The 17,077-nt window shown below is 61.0% G+C and carries 14 protein-coding genes; 1 reads left to right on the top strand and 13 read right to left on the bottom strand.

What is annotated here, in order from left to right; translation table 11 throughout:
- Window positions 1–210: 210 nt before the first annotated feature.
- From PHS32_RS08745 to PHS32_RS08730, 4 genes are all read right to left on the bottom strand, one after another.
- On the bottom strand, window positions 211–1,011 hold the full coding sequence (locus PHS32_RS08745; protein WP_301078541.1) for a hypothetical protein: 801 nt from the start codon (window positions 1,009–1,011) through the stop codon (window positions 211–213).
- A gap of 33 nt (window positions 1,012–1,044) precedes the next feature.
- Window positions 1,045–1,581: a hypothetical protein gene (locus PHS32_RS08740; RefSeq protein WP_301078540.1), complete on the bottom strand. Its 537-nt coding sequence runs from the start codon at window positions 1,579–1,581 to the stop codon at window positions 1,045–1,047.
- 816 nt (window positions 1,582–2,397) lie between these two features.
- Entirely contained in the window at window positions 2,398–3,612 is a 1,215-nt protein-coding gene (locus PHS32_RS08735) for a fatty acid desaturase (RefSeq protein WP_301078539.1), read from the bottom strand.
- 112 nt (window positions 3,613–3,724) lie between these two features.
- Window positions 3,725–4,996 (bottom strand): RsmB/NOP family class I SAM-dependent RNA methyltransferase, encoded by a 1,272-nt coding sequence (locus PHS32_RS08730; protein ID WP_301078538.1) that lies wholly within the window; start codon window positions 4,994–4,996, stop codon window positions 3,725–3,727.
- A gap of 145 nt (window positions 4,997–5,141) precedes the next feature.
- On the opposite strand from PHS32_RS08730, the gene PHS32_RS08725 reads away from it, so the two are divergent.
- The gene (locus PHS32_RS08725; RefSeq protein WP_301078537.1) at window positions 5,142–6,581 is read left to right on the top strand and encodes an ATP-binding protein; all 1,440 of its coding nucleotides are present in this window, start codon (window positions 5,142–5,144) and stop codon (window positions 6,579–6,581) included.
- 16 nt (window positions 6,582–6,597) lie between these two features.
- Here the strand turns inward: PHS32_RS08725 and PHS32_RS08720 are convergent, their stop codons facing one another.
- The 9 genes from PHS32_RS08720 to PHS32_RS08680 all read right to left on the bottom strand — a co-directional run bounded on the left by PHS32_RS08720 (window position 6,598) and on the right by PHS32_RS08680 (window position 17,063).
- Window positions 6,598–8,664: a hypothetical protein gene (locus PHS32_RS08720; protein ID WP_301078536.1), complete on the bottom strand. Its 2,067-nt coding sequence runs from the start codon at window positions 8,662–8,664 to the stop codon at window positions 6,598–6,600.
- A 124-nt stretch (window positions 8,665–8,788) separates the two neighbouring features.
- Window positions 8,789–10,126 (bottom strand): tetratricopeptide repeat protein, encoded by a 1,338-nt coding sequence (locus PHS32_RS08715; protein ID WP_301078535.1) that lies wholly within the window; start codon window positions 10,124–10,126, stop codon window positions 8,789–8,791.
- Between the two features lie 18 nt (window positions 10,127–10,144).
- The gene (locus tag PHS32_RS08710; protein WP_301078534.1) at window positions 10,145–11,089 is read right to left on the bottom strand and encodes a type II secretion system F family protein; all 945 of its coding nucleotides are present in this window, start codon (window positions 11,087–11,089) and stop codon (window positions 10,145–10,147) included.
- A gap of 9 nt (window positions 11,090–11,098) precedes the next feature.
- The gene (locus PHS32_RS08705; RefSeq protein ID WP_301078533.1) at window positions 11,099–12,073 is read right to left on the bottom strand and encodes a type II secretion system F family protein; all 975 of its coding nucleotides are present in this window, start codon (window positions 12,071–12,073) and stop codon (window positions 11,099–11,101) included.
- 4 nt (window positions 12,074–12,077) lie between these two features.
- Window positions 12,078–13,433, bottom strand: a complete 1,356-nt coding sequence (locus tag PHS32_RS08700; protein ID WP_301078532.1) for a CpaF family protein — start codon at window positions 13,431–13,433, stop codon at window positions 12,078–12,080.
- Between the two features lie 41 nt (window positions 13,434–13,474).
- Window positions 13,475–14,623, bottom strand: coding sequence for an AAA family ATPase (locus tag PHS32_RS08695; protein WP_301078531.1), 1,149 nt, complete (start codon window positions 14,621–14,623; stop codon window positions 13,475–13,477).
- A gap of 39 nt (window positions 14,624–14,662) precedes the next feature.
- On the bottom strand, window positions 14,663–15,097 hold the full coding sequence (locus PHS32_RS08690) for a TadE/TadG family type IV pilus assembly protein (protein ID WP_301078530.1): 435 nt from the start codon (window positions 15,095–15,097) through the stop codon (window positions 14,663–14,665).
- Window positions 15,098–15,168: 71 nt separating this feature from the next.
- Window positions 15,169–15,657: a TadE/TadG family type IV pilus assembly protein gene (locus tag PHS32_RS08685; protein WP_301078529.1), complete on the bottom strand. Its 489-nt coding sequence runs from the start codon at window positions 15,655–15,657 to the stop codon at window positions 15,169–15,171.
- A gap of 8 nt (window positions 15,658–15,665) precedes the next feature.
- A complete protein-coding gene (locus PHS32_RS08680) occupies window positions 15,666–17,063 on the bottom strand; it encodes a TadE/TadG family type IV pilus assembly protein (protein WP_301078528.1) in 1,398 nt (465 codons plus the stop codon).
- Window positions 17,064–17,077: the final 14 nt, after the last annotated feature.

The raw sequence follows: 17,077 nt of genomic DNA, 5'->3' as shown, positions 1-17,077 counted from the left end.
GGTCAAGACACATTGCCGACTTTCCCGCCGCTCCAAAGCGGTCGTTACGCCTAGCCAAAGGGCACAAATGGAGCGCGGCGGAATTTGCTCCCATTTTGAGCGTCGTGTTAGGGCTGTGCTGATTAAGTCCAACTCATGAAACCTGACCCTTCGTAAATCAATGACTTACAAAGGCCATTTCCGAAATTCAGGTACTTGTTCAGCATAGCCTTAAGTGCATTTCAGCAGAAACTCCGCCGCAAACAACTCGGCTGACTTTAAAATCAAGTGACCGATACCCCACTCCATTTGCTCTTTTTCAATCCACCTTATCATCGCATCAATATCTGATGGTGAATATTTGTTTGCTTGCCTAGTCGCGACAATTGAGTCGCGAATATTAGGGATGAAAAACACCGTGTAATCAAAGTCCACGACTCCACCTGGGCCATTCCATGATGCGGGCCTGCTTGTTTTGTCAATTGTGCACGCCGATAAATGAACATTTGCGTGTCTTAATAGCCTCACAGTATGTAGCCGTGCGTCATCAAGAGACAATATTCCTGACGAACCGGATACTGAACCTTGTGGGCAATCAATTTTCGCAGCATCTTCTAACGATACGAACTCCGCCAATGCGGCTCTTAAATATTTTCTTCTTTGGTCAATCTCGTCACTTTGATGCCCCTGTCCTATCTGGTGACAAAATGCAACACAGCCTTTGATACGCTCATGCACTTCTGGAAATACTTCGATCTCTTTCTCAACCTCTGGCGATATTTTTGTAAATACTCCAGGGGCGAGGTAGGGTTTGAGTTTTTCTAGATTTACATCGCGATATTGCATCACTGCACCTAGCGAGGCTGTAAGAAGACACGTTGCAGCGGGCCATGTTTTGAGAGAAACAATTGTGACAAATCGCAAACGTTTCTGGCAGCACAAGCGATGACCGGAATTGCCTTTAGGCGAGGTTTTTTCACAGCCGCAACGCCCTAGCTCAAGCGCGGATTTGCCGTAGCGAAGCGGAGGCAAATATGTCGCCTGGATCGCCGGGTTGGGCGTGACCTACAGCGCATCATCTTCCATTGCAGCAATCTCTGCTTCGGCCTTGGTCGCATTCTCAAACGAATACTCGATCATGATGTACCCGCTGGATGTGTCGTAAACACCTGCAATAAGAGCGACCGATGTTAAAGAGTCACTGAGCGTGGCGGCCGCATCTTTTCTCCACTCAGACATGAGGACGCGCTCTTTGCTTAGAACCGCCTGCATCCAGTCCCTAGGTTCATTCCAAATGCTTTCATGCATCAAGAAATCAAGTCTCGTTTGCTTCCCATAGGTGGTGGCAAGCTTCTGTTCCATGCTCTCGAATGCCGACTTCAGTTCGACACCATAGCCGCTGGTCTCTATTGTTTTTCCAACAGCCTTGATCCACGACAGCCCCAGCTTCGGAGTGATCTGGCACACATACCTCTCAAATGCTGAGTGTGGTTTCGGTACTGTCGGAATCTGAAACTTGCACGGCGCAATCTCGTCTAATGGCGCACCAAAGTCATGGACCGTCATTCCCACCCAAAGCCCGAACGGACCTTTCCTACTCATTGCTTTCCCCTTCTTTGAGTTGAAACCCTTTACCCCCAACGTAGTGTGTAGGGTGAGGCCTGCTCTATAAACTGGGGGCTGCTCGACAAACTGGACATGAAATCCTTCGTAGAACTACTTGCCGCCTTGATTTCAGCGACTTTGTTGAATCTTCATACAGGTACAAAAATTCCGACAAACCCCGTAGATTGTTTGGGTCCATTCTACGTTTCAATCCAGCCGACCCCAAAAATTGGGATCGCCTCTTGAATGACTGGAATCGCTGCACAAGAGCCCGCCAGTTCAACGAAAACGAACCCGCAATTCGTGTGGCTGCTTTGGCTTCCCGAACCAAGGCCGCGAACGGCCGGTCCTCAGTTTCATCACGGGCGGCTTTGGGCACGTTGAAGTCCGCCACGAAAGGCTTTTGATGGGCAATGAATTGTGCAACCCGTAAGCCGACTGTCATGACCGGCTGCAATCAGCCCTCTGGAGTCATTCCCGGCCGAAACTCCAATGACCCCTGACGCTGCACTGCGGTCCGTGACATCCAAGTGACGGGTCACTGCTTTGGCCGCGTTGCAACTCGGCAGGTTGTCCCGGTTCGGCTGTTGGCTGTTCTGACTCCCCCGCCGTTATGAGGAGGCGAGTAGCGCAGGCTTCGGCGGATCAGGGGCGCGCATGTTTGAGCGTAGCGAGTTTGCGCGCACCCCGGCGAAGCTGAGCAACGCAGCGTGCCCGCAGGGCCGACGAATCCGGCTCGCCTTTTCTTTGGTGACTTTCTTTTGGCGAAGCAAAAGAAAGTTACTGCGCAGTCGGGCGCACCACCCGACAAACTCAGGCCCGGGCCGCCCGCAACCGCATCGAGAACTCCTGCAGCGCCGCAATGCCACTGGCCTCGGCCTGATGGCACCAGGCTTGCAGATCGGCCGCCAACTGCTCACGGGTGTGCTGGCGGTTGAGCCATAGTTGACGCAGTTCTTCCCGCATCACCACCATTTTGTCCAGCACCGGCGAGGCGGCCCGGGCCAGCGCCAGTTGCGGCACCACACCGGCCGGCACGTTCTGCGCATCGCGATGCAGCCAGCGCCGCGCCGCCTGTACCACAGCGGCATCGGCACTGGCCGCCTTCACGGCCGCCAGTTCGTCCTTCAAGGCACGCCGCATGCTCTTGGCGTAACCGGCCATGATTTCATAGCGATTGGCAACCAGGGCTTCCAGGGTCTTCTCATCGGCCACCGGCCGCACAGCGCCGAAAGCCAGTTTCGGCGGCGTCTTCTTGACCGTGGCCAAGCCGGCTTTTTGCAGCAGGCTGATGTAGAGCCAGCCGATGTCAAACTCATACGGCTTGACCGACAGCTTGGCGGAGGTCGGATAAGTGTGGTGGTTGTTGTGCAGTTCCTCGCCGGCAATGATCAGGCCCCAGGGCGAGATATTGGTGCTGGCATCGAGGGTCTCGAAGTTGCGATAGCCCCAGTAGTGCGCCGCGCCATTGACGATGCCGGCCGCCATGACCGGGGTCCAGGCCATCTGCACCGCCCAGACGGTCAGACCCAGCGCACCGAACAGGCACAGGTCAATCATCAGCATCAACGCCACGCCGTGCCAGGAAAACCGGGTGTAGAGCTTGCGCTCCAGCCAGTCAGCCGGGGTGCCATGACCAAAGCGCTCCAGCGTTTCCTGCTTTACGGCCTCGGCCCGGTACAACTCGTAGCCACGCAGCAGCACGGTCTTGATACCATACACATGCGGGCTGTGCGGGTCCTCGGCCTGCTCGCACTTGGCGTGGTGCTTGCGGTGGATGGCGGTCCACTCCTTGGTCACCTGGCCGGTGGTCAACCACAGCCAGAAGCGGAAAAAATGCGCCGCCAGCGGGTGCAGGTCCAGCGCTCGATGTGCCTGGTGCCGGTGCAGGAACACCGTCACGCTGATCATGGTGACATGCGTCAGCGCCAGCGTGAAGAACACGATTTGCCACCAGGCCAATTGCCAGAAACCGTGCGCCAGCCAATCCAGCAGCGCATTCGATGTTGCCCATTCAGGTAAAAACATATTTATCAAATTTTCCAACGATGTAGTAATAAAAGATCCGGCAAGCGCAAACGGCTACCGGGTCCAATAGGCACCTAGATGCGGCCCAAAACGGCAAATGCCAGCGGGGCTGTCAATTTTTTTGCCAGACAGCGGCAAAAAAGCCATCGGTCTGATGGCGGTGCGGCCACAGGCGCAGATAGCGGCGCCCGTCTTCGCCACCACTGCACAGACTGGCGGCAGCCTCCACTTTCAGCCCGGACAGGACTTCAGCCACCTCCAGCGGGGTGAAGTCCGGGTTGGCTTGGGAGAAGGCCTGGGCCACGGCTTCGTTTTCCTGCTGCAACATGCTGCAGGTGGCGTAGACCAGGCGGCCGCCGGGTTTGAGCAACCGCGCGGCGCTCTGCAAAATGGCGCTCTGGGTCAGCGCCATCTGCTCCACCTGCGCCAGCGTTTGCCGCCACTTCAGGTCCGGGTTGCGGCGCAGGGTGCCGAGCCCGGAACAGGGTGCATCCACCAGCACCCGGTCGATCTTGCCGGACAGGCGCTTGATGCGTTCATCGCGTTCATGGGCGATGGCCGCCGGATGCACATTGGACAGGCCGCTGCGCGCCAGCCGCGGTTTCAAGGCATCGAGTCGATGGGCCGAGGTATCGAAGGCGTACAGGCGCCCGGTGTTGCGCATGGCCGCACCAATGGCCAGCGTCTTGCCGCCGGCGCCGGCGCAAAAATCCACCACCATCTCGCCGCGTTTGGCGTCCAGCAGCAGGGCCAGCAATTGCGAGCCCTCGTCCTGCACCTCGAAGGCGCCACGCGTGAAGGCGTCGACCTGGTTCAGGGCCGGCTTGCCGGCGATGCGCAGGCCCCAGGGCGAATAAGCTGTCGGCACTGCCTTGATGCCGGCCTGGGCCAATTCCTTTTGCACCTCGGCGCGCTTGGCGCTGAGCGCATTGACGCGCAGATCGAGTCCGGCGCCCTGGTTCAAACTCTCCACCAGGGGCCAGAATTCGGCGCCCAACTGGTCTTTCAGCGGCTGCACCAGCCACTCCGGCAGGTTGTGCCGATGGCGCTCCATCAGATCGGCCGGATTGATTTTTTCGCACTGATCGAGCCAGCTCTTTTCCTGCTCGCTCAAGGCGCTGCGCAAAAAATCGCCGGGGCCGTAAAACCCCAGAATCGCCAGCCGCCGCTCCTTCGGACCACTGCCCGACGGTGCGCAATGGTCGAACAGCAGTTTCTTGCGCAAGACGGTGTAGACGGTGCCCGAAAGAGTAGCCCGTTCACGCGGCCCCAGACCCCGGTTGTCGCGGAAGAACTTGGCAACAATGGCGTCGCTGGGATGGTCGAATTTGAGAGCCAGCCGGACGAGTTCGGAACAGGCCTCAAGCAGGGCTTTTGGATGCATAGCCGGCTATTTTCCCATGATTGACGAAATATTGCCCACTCGGACCCCAAGCGGCACTGGCCGATGGCGCCGTTCAGGGGAATGCGCTATATCATTGCGGATGGGCCTCGGGGCTCTTGCCGCCCCCGCCACGGAGGGTCAACAAATGAGTGTCTCACTGGGTGAACTGCTGGTCAGGGAGCGGCTGATTACGGCCGAACAACTCAACGCCGCGCTGACGCGCCAAAGAACCCGCGGCGGACGTCTCGGCGACGCGCTGGTTGCGCTGGGCGCCATCAGCGCCGACGATCTCAACCGGCTGTTCCACAGCGTGCCTCCGGTGCCGCGAAAAGTGGTCGAAACCGGCTTGTCCGATACCTTCCTGGTCGATCTGATGCTGAAGATCGTCTACTTCGAAGGCGGCGTGTTCTCGCTGAAGGATTTGTCGCACAAGATTTGCCTGCCGCTGGGGGTCGTCGATGAACTGGCGGAGCTGGCCAAGACCGACCACTTGATCGCCGTGCGCTCGGGTGGCAGCTACAGCCGGCTCAGCTATGTCTTTGAACTGACCGCCCAGGGCCGGGAAAGATCGGAAAAAGCACTGCAACAATCGCAGTACACCGGGCCGGCTCCGGTGCCGCTGCGGCCCTACTGCCTGATGGTGGCGCATCAAACGGTCAGGCAAATCGAGGTCGACGCCGACTGGGTCAAGCAGGCCATGAGCCAGCTGGTCATCAGCAAGACACTGCTGGAGCAGTTGGGGACGGCTTTCAATTCGGGCCGCTCGATCTTTCTCTACGGCCCCGCCGGTACCGGCAAATCATCGATCTCGGAAGCGCTGGGCCGGGCGCTTGCCGGAGACATCTACATTCCCCATGCGATCGAAGTCGATGGCCAGATCATCCGCGTCTTCGATCCGGCCATCCACATGACCGTCGACGGGGACAAGCGCGATGCCAATGCGCCGCTCGACCTGGAATCCGATTTCAAGCACGACCCCCGCTGGTGCCTGTGCCATCGCCCGGTGGTGATGGTGGGTGGCGAACTGACGCTGGACGGCCTGAATCTGGAGTACGACCCGATCAGCAAGTTCTACGAATGCCCGGCGCACATGAAGGCCGCCAACGGCGTCTTCATCCTGGACGACTTCGGCCGGCAACAAGTCCCGCCGCGCCAGTTGCTCAATCGCTGGATGGTCCCGCTGGAGCGGGGAACCGATTTCCTGCAACTCCATAACGGCAAGAAGCTGGAAGTCCCGTTCGATCAGATCACCATCTTCTGTACCAACCTGAGCCCCGGCGAACTGGTTGATCAAGCCTTCTTGCGGCGCATCCGCCACAAGATCCAGGTACCGCATCAGACCGAGGACGAGTTTCTGGAAATTCTCCGGCGCGTCTGCGAGATTCAAGGTCTGCACTATGTGCCGCGGGCGGCCGACTATCTGGTGAAAACCTATTACCGCGCCAAGGGGCGGCCCTTTGTCGGCAGCCACCCCCGGGATCTGATGGAGCACATCATCGACCGCGCCCGCTTCATGCACCAGGTGCCGGACCTGAGCAACGAAGCGATCGACGCCGCTGCCGCCAGCTATTTCGTCGATCTCTGAAAACCCCGGCCGCGTCCTAATTGATTGGCACGCTGGCAGTGGTTTCAATCTTTCTTGGCGTGGTGACCGTGACAAACAGTTTCCCGCTACCGGCACAGGCCAGCGTCACCGGATAGACCGGGACCGGCAGTGTTTCGCCCACGGCAAGAGGAACGTTGCGGACCGTAACGCCGGCGGGGAACACGCCCGCCGTGGCGACCCCGCCGCCAAAGACCGTGTTGAAAGCGATGGTCGTGCCGGCCGGCATGATATTGCCAATCTGGTCGGTAACGCTCACCTGAACATCCACCGTGCTGCCCACCGTGCACAGCAGCGGCGACGGATTGAAGCTTATGTTGGCAAAGCTGCCGGAAAATATCTGCACCAGTTGGCCTGAAACATACAAGGTCTGTGCGCTGGGCAGTTGCGGATTGCGCAGCACCCCGTTGTAGATACCATCGCCAGGCGTGCTGCAACTGCTGTTGCTGTTGGGTCCGATGCACGGCTCGCCGGCGGTCCAGGCGCCGTTTTCATTGTCGTCCCGGAAGATGTCGGGGCTCTTGTCGGTGAAGCTATCGCCGCTGTCGTACACATTGTTGCCGTTGGCATCGAAAAGATTTTCCTCGCCCAAAGCATAGGCAAGAACCGTGACGCGCCCGTTCGCCGACCGTGGGTTGCTCGACCTCAGCACAACACTGCAGCTGCCCGAACCCGGGCCGACTTTGGAGTTGGTGGTCTGACCGGTCGGCGTGACGGCGGCGGAGCCTGTGATGCACGAGGCATCGATGACACCCCCTTCGGCGCTGAAGTTCACCGCCGTCCCATCCGGCACAGGGTTGCCAAAATGATCGCCCAAAGTCGCCGTGACGATGCTGCAGGCCTGGTCGAAGTCCCGGCCTTCGCAGTTTCCGGTTTCGGTGGCCAGCGAGAAGTGCCGCTGATCCGGCACGCCGGTGGAAATCACCAGGATATTGGACAGGGTTGTCAGCGTCGTGCCATGCACCGTGGCGACGACGCGCACCGAGGTCGGTATCGTTCCCGCCGTAACCAGCGTCGTCACCGTGCCGTCGGCAGCGGACGTGGCGGAGCTGGGATTGAGTGTCAGGCCACCCACCGTCGACGCAGCGTTGGAGTCGGAGAACACGAAGTCCACCAGCTTGCCAGCCACCTTGTTCCCGGTATTGTCGGAAACCTCGAACTTGAGGGTCGAGAACTGCTGGCGTCCGAAGCCACCGGCTCCCTTGAGCGCAATGTTGGTCGTGTCCGCGGATACGAATTTGATGGAACCGGCGGTTGCCGGAAGCACCGTGAGGGTTCCCGTTCGTGTCACGCTGACACCACCCAGCGCCACGGAAGCGGTAATGACATCGGCCACGCCACAGCCCTTGTCGGTGTAGCTGGCGGTCGCCACCCCGCTTTGCGTCAGCACCGGTGAGCCGATGCTGGCCTTGCCGGCCGTGATGCAGGGCGAGGTAAAGGCGACCGACAGCGGCGGCGCATAGGGCGATGAATCACTCAACACCGTGACACTGATGCTGGCGTTGCCGCCCGCGGATAGCGTCGCCGGCGCGATGCCCAGCGCACTCAGCGTGAGCGTCGGAAACGTCACCGTATAGCCGACCGTTCCCATGGCCGTCGTGCTGCCGCCGGCAGCGTTGGCCGTGGCGGTGAAGGCGCCGGCTTGCGTGCCTGCCGGCAGGCCCACGCGCGCCACGCCGCTGGCGTCGGTCAGGGCGGTGCCGGAGGCTGGCACAAATGTGCCCGTCTTGTCAGTGCTGGTAAAGGTGACCGCGACATTCGGCGCGGCGGCGCCCCGGCTGTTTTTCACCAGGGCCTGCAGTGTTCCCGCATGCTCGGGAGAAACCGCCGTGATGGCCGCGCCCGACGCGTCGGTCAACGACAGTGTGAGCGACGCCAGCGCAGTGGCAGCAGCCCCCGTGGGGGTGGTGCTGGAAGCGCAGCCGCCCGGGTCCAGCAAGGTATTCACTTTGGCAATGCCGCTGCCACAGACGGCGAGATCACCGCCGCCACCGCAGCCGCCAAGGAGGCCCACTGCGATCAGGAGCGCGGAGGTGCTGAGAAGTTTTATCGCATATGTTTTCACGATTGTTCCTTACATAAGATCTCGGTGGAAACCGCGCCGCCACAGCCCGGAATCAAAGACTCGTCAAGCAGTAGGCTAGTATTTTCAAAAACAAGGCGATTGCGATTTCTCAATTTCGAACCAATCAACCGGCCGATTCAAAGAGCCAGCCCAAAGCCGGGTTGGCGCTGAAGCGCCAGCCGTCGGCGCCAGCCAGTGCCACTGGGGTCTGGCTGCCGGAGTCGAGCCAGGCAACAAGGGTTTTGCCGACCAGATCGTGACCCAGCACCAGCCGCATCTGAAGGTTTCTGACCAGACCGCCGCAGGCCACCGTTCTGACGCTCACCGGCAGTTGCGCCGACAGCGCCTGTGCCGCCTCTTTTTGTCCGGCCACAAACTGGATTTCGGTTGTCGCCTGCCGGAAGCGCGGTTGATTGGTCAAACGCGCCGTCACCCAGCCCGTTTGCGCCAGCCGCTCCGCCGTGCGCCGGGCCAGATAGCGGATACCGACACCGTTGGAGACCTCGATCCGGACACCTTGCAGGGAAGTGCCGGGGGCCAGTTCCTTGACCGTCGCTGCCACCTGCATGGGCGCTGCCACTGGTATGGACACTGCGGCCTGCATGGGCATCGCGACCGGCGTGGACACCGCTACCCGCATGGGCGCTGCCACCGGTAGGGGTGCCACCACGGGCGTCGGCACTGCAACCTGCATGGGCGCCGCGACCGGCATGGACACTGCCACCTGCATGGGCGCCGCGACCGGCATGGACACTGCCACCTGCATGGGCACTGCCACCGGCGTGGATACTGCGACCGGCGTCGGCACTGCCACCTGCATGGGCACTGCGACCGGCATGGGCGCCGCAGCCTGCATGGGCACTGGCCGCGCCGCCGGCGCATCACGCAATTCATAGACGTTCTTGGCCACCGCCACCAATTGCGGGCCTGGCGCAGCAGCCTCGGTGGCACGGGCCAGCAACTCAAGATTCTGGCGCGATTGGGCACTCGACGGATTCAACTCATACGCGCGGGCCAGTTCCGATCCGGCCTCGGCCAGTCGGCCGGCCAGCAACAAGGCGTAGCCCAGGTTGTTGTGCACGTAGGCGGCTTGCGGATCAAGTTCCAACGCCCGTTTGAAGAATTCAAGCGCCTGGTCGCTGCGCTGCGTCTGCGCGTAAATCACGGCCATCGAGTTGAGGGCGCCAAGGTGCGAAGGCTGCATGGCCAGAACCTGCGTGTACCACTGTTCCGCCAGTACCAGGTCACCGGCATTGTGGGCCGAGCGGCCCAGGGCAAAAAGCCCTTCCACAGCCGACACCGGGCGCGCGCCGTTGGCGAGCGGCTGCGCGCCAGGCAGCGCTGGCGTGCCGGCAGCCGGGCCGGCTACTGGCGCCCCCAGCGTGGGGGCCAACGACAACTGGGAACAAGCCAGCAGCGAGGCGGTCGACAGGGCCGATAAGACTTTGACGCAAGGCTTCATGACATCCTCCAAACAGTTTCAATGAACACCGGTCATGGTTGGCAGCAAGACCCGGTAAATGCTGATCACGGCGGGTCCCATCAAGACCACAAACAAGGACGGAAATATGAGAAATATCAAAGGGAACAAAAGCTTCAGCGGAATCTTGGCCGCCCGCTCCTCGGCGCGCACCTGGCGCTGCACCCGCATGGTGTCGGAGAGGATCCTCAGGGACTCGGCCACATTGGTGCCAAAGTGTTCCGACTGAAGCAAGATGGTGACGAAGGTGGCCACATCGTCCACCCCGGTGCGCAAGGCGAAATTCTGCAGGGCACGCTCGCGCGTCGAGCCGACCCGCAGGTCCAGCGCCACCAGCCTGAGTTCGTCGCCCAAGGCGTGGCTGCGCAAATCCATTTCCTCGCCGGCACGGTTCATCGCGGCATCCAGCCCCAGCCCGGCTTCCACGCAGACCCGCATCAGGTCCACGGCATCGGGCAACGCTTCCTGCAACTCACGTTGTCGCCCGTGAATCCTCAACATCAAGGCCAGGTTGGGCAAGTAATAACCCAGCCCCGCCAGCAGCAACAGGGTAGCCACGGTGAATTGGGTTGCGGAGGTCGCACCGACCATGCCGCGATAGGCCAGGTACAGGCCCGGCACGGCCAGCGTGAGGAATGTTTTCAGACCGAAGAAGATTACCGGCCAGCCCGGTCCGCGCAGACCGGCATGCATGAAGCGGACGCGGAAATTGGATGACTCCCAGCCCTCTTTGGGTATCGACAGCCAGGCCATCGGCGCCGCGATCTTGGCCACCTTGGCGCGCCACTCTTCGCCTGCCTGCACCGTATTGTCAAGAGAGGTGGCGTGGTCCTTGAGATCTTCCAGGCGCCGACCCAAGGCCTGATCGCGGGTCAGCCACAGGCCTATCCCGAGCACCAGTCCCACCGTTGACAGGAAGACGATGGCGAGAATGAAGGTTTGCATGTGTGCTCCTTAGACGCGAATATCGATAATTCGCCACATCACAATAATCCCCAAAATCATCATCACCAGGGCCGTGATCACCAGGCGGATTCCCACCGAGTCGACAAACAAGACGCTCAGGTAGCCGGGGTTGACGATCTGGATCATTCCGGCCACGCAAAAGGGCAGCGCGGTAAGGATGTAGGCGGACAACTTTCCTTCCGCTGCCAGCACCCGAATCCGGCCAAACAACTTGAACCGTTCGCGCATCAAGTTGGCCAGCATGCTCAGCAGTTCCGCCAGATTGCCACCGGTCTCAAGCTGGATCACCACCGCCAGCACAAAGTAGCGCAGGTCGGGGATCGGAACCCGCAGCGCCAGATTCTTCAATGCGGCCTGGGTCGAAAGGCCGAAGTTGATCTCGTCGAAGGTAGCCTTGAACTCGCTGGCAATCGGTTCCTGCGCCTGCTCTCCCACCATCGACAGTGCCGCCGGGAAGGCATGACCGGCGCGCAAGGCGCGGCTGATCATGTCCAGCGCATCGGGCAGCTGAGCGCCAATTTGGTTGACCCGACGGGCGCGCAGCCACAGCAGACGCAGCACCGGCAGCACGGCCAGCAGCAACGCCGCCAACAGCATCAAGGGCCAGGCCCAGCTCAGCGTCACGCCCAGCAGGATGCCGCCGAAGGCCAGCAACAGACAGGCAGTCAACAAGCGCGCGACCGTGGCGGTGGAGCCGGTCTGCAGCAGCAAACGATCGAGTTGCTGGGTTTTCGGCAAACGCACAAGCAAGGCCTGAAGTCGCGGCGAGGCACTCAACAAACGTTGTTTCAGCAGGGTCACGTCGGAGGCGCGATGGTGGCCCACGGTCATCATGCGCAGGCGCTGGCGGATGCGTTTCACCTCCGGGCTGGTGGTGTCGGTCCACAACATGAAGACACCCTCGATCAACAGCACCACGGCCAGAAATCCGAGGACCACAAAGACAGCGTAACTCCGTGTCATGGCATTACTCGTAGGTGCGGGATTGATCGAAGGTCTCGTCGGCCACGCTGATGCCGTAGGCCCGCAGCCGGCCCATGAACCTGGGTCGCACTCCGGTGGCGCCAAAATGGCCCAGCACCGTGCCATCGGCGGCAACGCCGGTCTGCGTGAAACCGTAGATTTCCTGCATGGTGATGATGTCGCCCTCCATGCCGGCGATTTCCTGCAGGCTGATCAGCTTGCGCCGGCCGTCGGTCAGACGGGAGATCTGGATCACGGCCATGATGGCGGAACTGATCTGCTGGCGCATCGCCTTGGGAGGAATGGTCATGCCGCCCATGCCGGCCATGTTTTCCAGCCGGGTCAGGGAGTCGCGCGGAGAGTTGGCGTGCACCGTGGTCATGGAGCCTTCATGGCCCGTGTTCATGGCCTGCAACATGTCCACCACCTCGACGCCGCGCACCTCGCCCACGATGATGCGGTCGGGGCGCATGCGCAAACTGTTGCGCACCAGGGCGCGCTGATTGACTTCGCCCTTGCCTTCGATGTTGGCCGGCCGCGTCTCCAGCCGGACCACATGCGGCTGCTGCAATTGCAGTTCGGCCGCATCCTCGATCGTGACGATGCGTTCATTGGCCGGAATGGCAGCGGACAGTACGTTGAGCAAGGTGGTCTTGCCGCTGCCGGTACCGCCTGAAATCAGGATGTTCATCTTGGCGCGCACCATGCCGACCAGCAACTGCCCGAGTTCCGGCGTCAGGGATTTGTTCAGGACCAGATCTTCCAGGCGCAGCGGCACGACGGCAAAGCGGCGAATCGAAAGCAGCGGGCCATCGAGTGCCAGCGGCGGAATGATGGCATTCACGCGCGAACCGTCCGGCAGACGGGCATCCACCATGGGGCTTGACTCGTCGATGCGGCGTCCGATGCGCGAGACAATCTTGTCGATGATTTTCATCAGGTGATTGGCATCGGAAAAAACAACGTCCGTCAACTCGATGCGACCATGCCGCTCCACATACACCTTGCCGGGGCCATTGACCAGAATATCGGACACGCTGGCATCCGCCAGCAAGGGCTCCAGTGGGCCCAAACCCATCACTTCATTCTGGATGTCCTGGATCATCTTGGCGTGGTCCGTCGCGTTCAGCGCAACGCCGGACTCCGACAGCAACTTCTCGACCAGGGTACCCAGTTCCTCGCGCAGCCTCTCCGGCGCCATGTTGCCCAGCACCTCGAGGTCGATGCGGCCCAGCAGTTGACCGTGCAACTTGGCCTTGAGTTGATAGTATTCCGGCGTCGCGGACAAACGCGATTCGGTGCCGAAATCAACCGGCTTCGAAACGCTCCTGGGGTCTGGTTTCCGATCTCGCAAGCTCATGATGTTTGCTCTTTCATTGTTTTGCTAAATGGATGGCGCGTTCATGACGAAGGGCTCATCAGTTGTTGCCACCAGCCCTTGTTCGGCTCCACCGCGCCCGGCGCAAGCTCCTGCGCCCAGGCCAGCAAGGCCCGGGTCACCGGATCGCGCGGCGCCATCTGGAGTATCGGAATGCCCTGATTGACCGACGCACTGGCCGCGATGTGGCTGTTCGGAATGGTCCGGCCAATCTTCAGCAGGGTGGCCGTTTCCACATCCCCCAGACTGATCGTGTCGCCCTTCTCATAGCGATTCACGATGACGCTCAATTTTTCGCTGGAATAGCCCAGTTGCCGGAACACCGCGGCCATGTCCTTGGCGGCACGAACAAAGGGCAGATTGAGTTGCAGCGTCAGGTAGATGGTGTCGGCCATATCCAGTGCCTTGATGGCGATCTGATCCAGCGTGGCGCTGACGTCCAGCAGCACGAAGTCGTAGCTGCAACGGGCCAGCTCGATGATTCTTTCGACCGCCGCGGTCGAAACCTCGCTGGCATCCTCCGGCGATTCGGAGGCACCCAGCAAATGCAGACTTTCGCTCACCTTGATCATGCTGGAGTTGAGCAGGGAAGAGTCCAGGCGCTGCGACTGGCGTGCCAGATCGACCAGGCTGGAGACGACTTTCTTGTCGCCCAGGAATATGGCCGCATCGCCAAAGTACAGGTTGAGATCGAGCACCGCCACGCGCTTACCCTGTCTGGACAAGGCGTAGGCCAGGTTGGTGGCAAGAAAGGTGGCCCCGGCGCCGCCTTTGGCCGGAACCATGGCCAGCACCTTGCCCAACAACTCCCGATGAAGGTTGGCGATCGACTGCCGCACAATCTTCGGCGTCAGGGGCGCGGGCACCACTTCACGCACCCCGGCGCGCATGGCGCGCTTCATGAATTCCACCGAGCGGTCCGGGCTGACCAGCACAATGTGCGCGCCCGGTTCCTTGATCAGGGCCACTTCGATCAACTCCATCGCCTGCTCGTCAGCCTCCGGGAGTTCCAGCAGCGCCACATCGGGGTGGTCCCTCAGCAGCACGCTGGCCAGCGTGTGCACCGAGCCGGTTTGGGCGGTGAACACCATTCCGGTGCGCGCCGGATCGGGGGCATCCAGCGCGGCAAGAGTTGCCTCGGAGCTGCAGATGGCTGTTACTTTGATGGTCATGGTGCGGTTCTTTGTGCTTGCTGAAGTGGTTCCCGGCCGTCACGGGCACACCGGGTTGCCGGCGCTCTTCATGAATTCACGCGTCAAGGTGGTGGTAAATGGCGGTATCTGGAGCGGCACGCCAAAATACGGAATCAGCGGCTTGAAAGTCGCGCCATTCAATTCAACGCTGACGCTTTCGCAGCGATTGGCGGCATCGGCTGTCCAGTCGGTGTTGCAGCCCGCGCCCCCATCGGGCAGGTAGGTGATGCTGATCTGGTCACTGCGCACGGTACCGACAAAAAAACGCATTCTTTCCTTGATCCTGGCAATGTCAGTGGCGGAGTTGCCGCACACCACGGCCAGCCGCGCTCCCACGCGCGTCGCCTCGGCGGCGGCATTCAAGGTAAAAAGCCAGCGGCCAAATTCCATGATTCCCAGCAACAGCGGAAAAAATACCAGCAGCGCCACCAAGGCAAATTCGACTATCGCCATGCCGCCTTGTCGCCGCCGCGGTGAGCGGCTTGAGCAGAGTGGAAATGAAGGCGTGCGCATGATGAGCCCGGCTAGTTGTAGCGCGACGCCATGGTCGTTTTGATGGCGGAGAAGCTGACGTCGGGCACCACCCAGGGCATCAGCGAGGTGAATCGGAAGGCCTGGACGTCGCTGCCACCTATCGTGACGCTCACCAGGTCCACCGAGCCCTGCCCGGTCAGGACGCTCTTGTGGGTGGCGGCACAGGTCAGGTAGTCGCACAGGCTGACCTTGCTGGTGCTCAGGCCGGGGGCCAGGGGCTGCTTGCTGCCGCACGCCAGGGCGCCGCAGACGGCCAGCGCCTTGGTTCTGTCGTAAACCACGCCGCGATCCCCGGCCGAAAGATTGGCCAGATCCTGTTGCGCCAGGTAGCGCACGGCGCCGCGCGTGGCCTTGACCAGTGCGTTGTACTGGTAAAGCGCGCGGCCCAGTTCGGTGATGCCAAAAACCAGGATCAGCATGGGGCCGATGATCAGCGCCAACTCGACCGCCGCGACGCCTCTTTGTTTGCCGGGTTTCATGCTGGTTCTCATTGCGTCAGTACCGGTGCGACGGTATACGCCGCCCCGCCGGAACAGGGGTTGCCGGAGCCGCTGGCCAAGCCAAGGAACTCCAGTTTGGCGGTGTCCGATCCCGCTTCCGAATAATGCGGCAGGGCATGCCCTATCGGGCTCAGCATCAGCACGCAAGCCCAACCCAGTATGGGCGAACTTTGACCCGGAGACGAGTTCCATAGACCGCAATCCACCACCGGGGCGGCGACCATCCGGCGATCGGCGCGGCCCAGTGTGTTGAGATCGGTCGCGCTGTCTATGATGTATTTGAACTGGTGCACATCGATGCCGATCGGAACCGAAAGATCCGGGTTATTGACCGGCTGATAGGGCCTATTCACGGCGCGCGCTTCAACGAAGTTGAGCTGACCCGGAACCGAGGAACTGCCGGAGTAGGCATCACGTCCGCTGGGCCAATTGCCGCCACCGGCAGTACCATCGGCCTTGGTGTTGGAGTAGGCGAAGCCGGTCTTGTCGGGCGGCGCCTCAACGGTGGTGTAGTGCCCGCCCGTCCCGCTTTCGTTCCAGTACAGGCCAAAGCGGGAATTCCACGCCTCCTGCAGTGTGTCCAGGTTGCCGTTCTGGCCCACCGGATCCCCGATCTGGGCGATATTGCACTGTTTATTGCCGGCCAGAATGGCTTTGACCTCGGCAGCGCCACCCGCAGGGGGATTGAAATCAATCCAGCCGAAGTGTCCGGTGATATAGGGCGTGCCGTCGTACGCCGTGATCCAATCGCCAACGTTGTAGCCAAAGTTATTGGAGGCACTGCCTCCGGCGGCGGAGCAGGCGGCAACGGGGATGCAGGATGCCAGGGGCGCTTCACGGGTCGCCACCGCCATGGCGCTGACAGTCTGGGTGGTGAACGGACCCAGCCCCAGGAGGTTGAGGACCTGCATGAAGTAGATCGGCAAGCCGGACAAGGGGTAATTGCACTTAACGAATTGCACCGCTTTCGGATCGGCGTCGGTCGCGCTCTTGTAGTTGCTGTTGTCATTGGGACCATTGCTGGTGCCAAAGGTGATCTCGAGAAGATTGGGGTCCAGCACCCGGCTCTGGAAATTGGCCTTGTTTTTGATGACCTCGATATTGCCGGTGCCGCCGGTCGAAAAAACCCGACCGTAGGCCAGCGCCCGGGTCACCGCATTGCTGTCGTTGTTCAACTGCGACGCCGCCGACAGGGCACAGGCATCCACTGCATTTTGCAGCTCGGTCTTGACGACAAAGAAGCGCCCCAGATCCAGCGCCACGCCGGCAAAGGCGATCAGTATCACCAGCGTCAGGCCGAACACCAGCACCACCGCACCGCGCTGGCGCTGCTGGCCGTACGGAGGATGGCGCTGCTTCATGATGTGCGCTCGAATCGTCGGCAAGGTGTCAAACCACG

It is taken from the genome of Rhodoferax sp. (genome assembly GCF_028714215.1).
In the GTDB taxonomy this organism is placed as follows: Bacteria; Pseudomonadota; Gammaproteobacteria; order Burkholderiales; family Burkholderiaceae_C; genus Rhodoferax.
This window is presented reverse-complemented; position numbering and strand designations above follow the sequence as displayed.

Coding starts and splice junctions, on each gene's coding strand:
- PHS32_RS08740 (WP_301078540.1), bottom strand. CDS start 1,581: ATGAGTAGGAAAGGTCCGTTCGGGCTTTGGGTGGGAATGACGGTCCAT.
- PHS32_RS08735 (WP_301078539.1), bottom strand. CDS start 3,612: ATGTTTTTACCTGAATGGGCAACATCGAATGCGCTGCTGGATTGGCTG.
- PHS32_RS08730 (WP_301078538.1), bottom strand. CDS start 4,996: ATGCATCCAAAAGCCCTGCTTGAGGCCTGTTCCGAACTCGTCCGGCTG.
- PHS32_RS08725 (WP_301078537.1), top strand. CDS start 5,142: ATGAGTGTCTCACTGGGTGAACTGCTGGTCAGGGAGCGGCTGATTACG.
- PHS32_RS08715 (WP_301078535.1), bottom strand. CDS start 10,126: ATGAAGCCTTGCGTCAAAGTCTTATCGGCCCTGTCGACCGCCTCGCTG.
- PHS32_RS08710 (WP_301078534.1), bottom strand. CDS start 11,089: ATGCAAACCTTCATTCTCGCCATCGTCTTCCTGTCAACGGTGGGACTG.
- PHS32_RS08705 (WP_301078533.1), bottom strand. CDS start 12,073: ATGACACGGAGTTACGCTGTCTTTGTGGTCCTCGGATTTCTGGCCGTG.
- PHS32_RS08700 (WP_301078532.1), bottom strand. CDS start 13,433: ATGAGCTTGCGAGATCGGAAACCAGACCCCAGGAGCGTTTCGAAGCCG.
- PHS32_RS08695 (WP_301078531.1), bottom strand. CDS start 14,623: ATGACCATCAAAGTAACAGCCATCTGCAGCTCCGAGGCAACTCTTGCC.
- PHS32_RS08690 (WP_301078530.1), bottom strand. CDS start 15,097: ATGGCGATAGTCGAATTTGCCTTGGTGGCGCTGCTGGTATTTTTTCCG.
- PHS32_RS08685 (WP_301078529.1), bottom strand. CDS start 15,657: ATGAAACCCGGCAAACAAAGAGGCGTCGCGGCGGTCGAGTTGGCGCTG.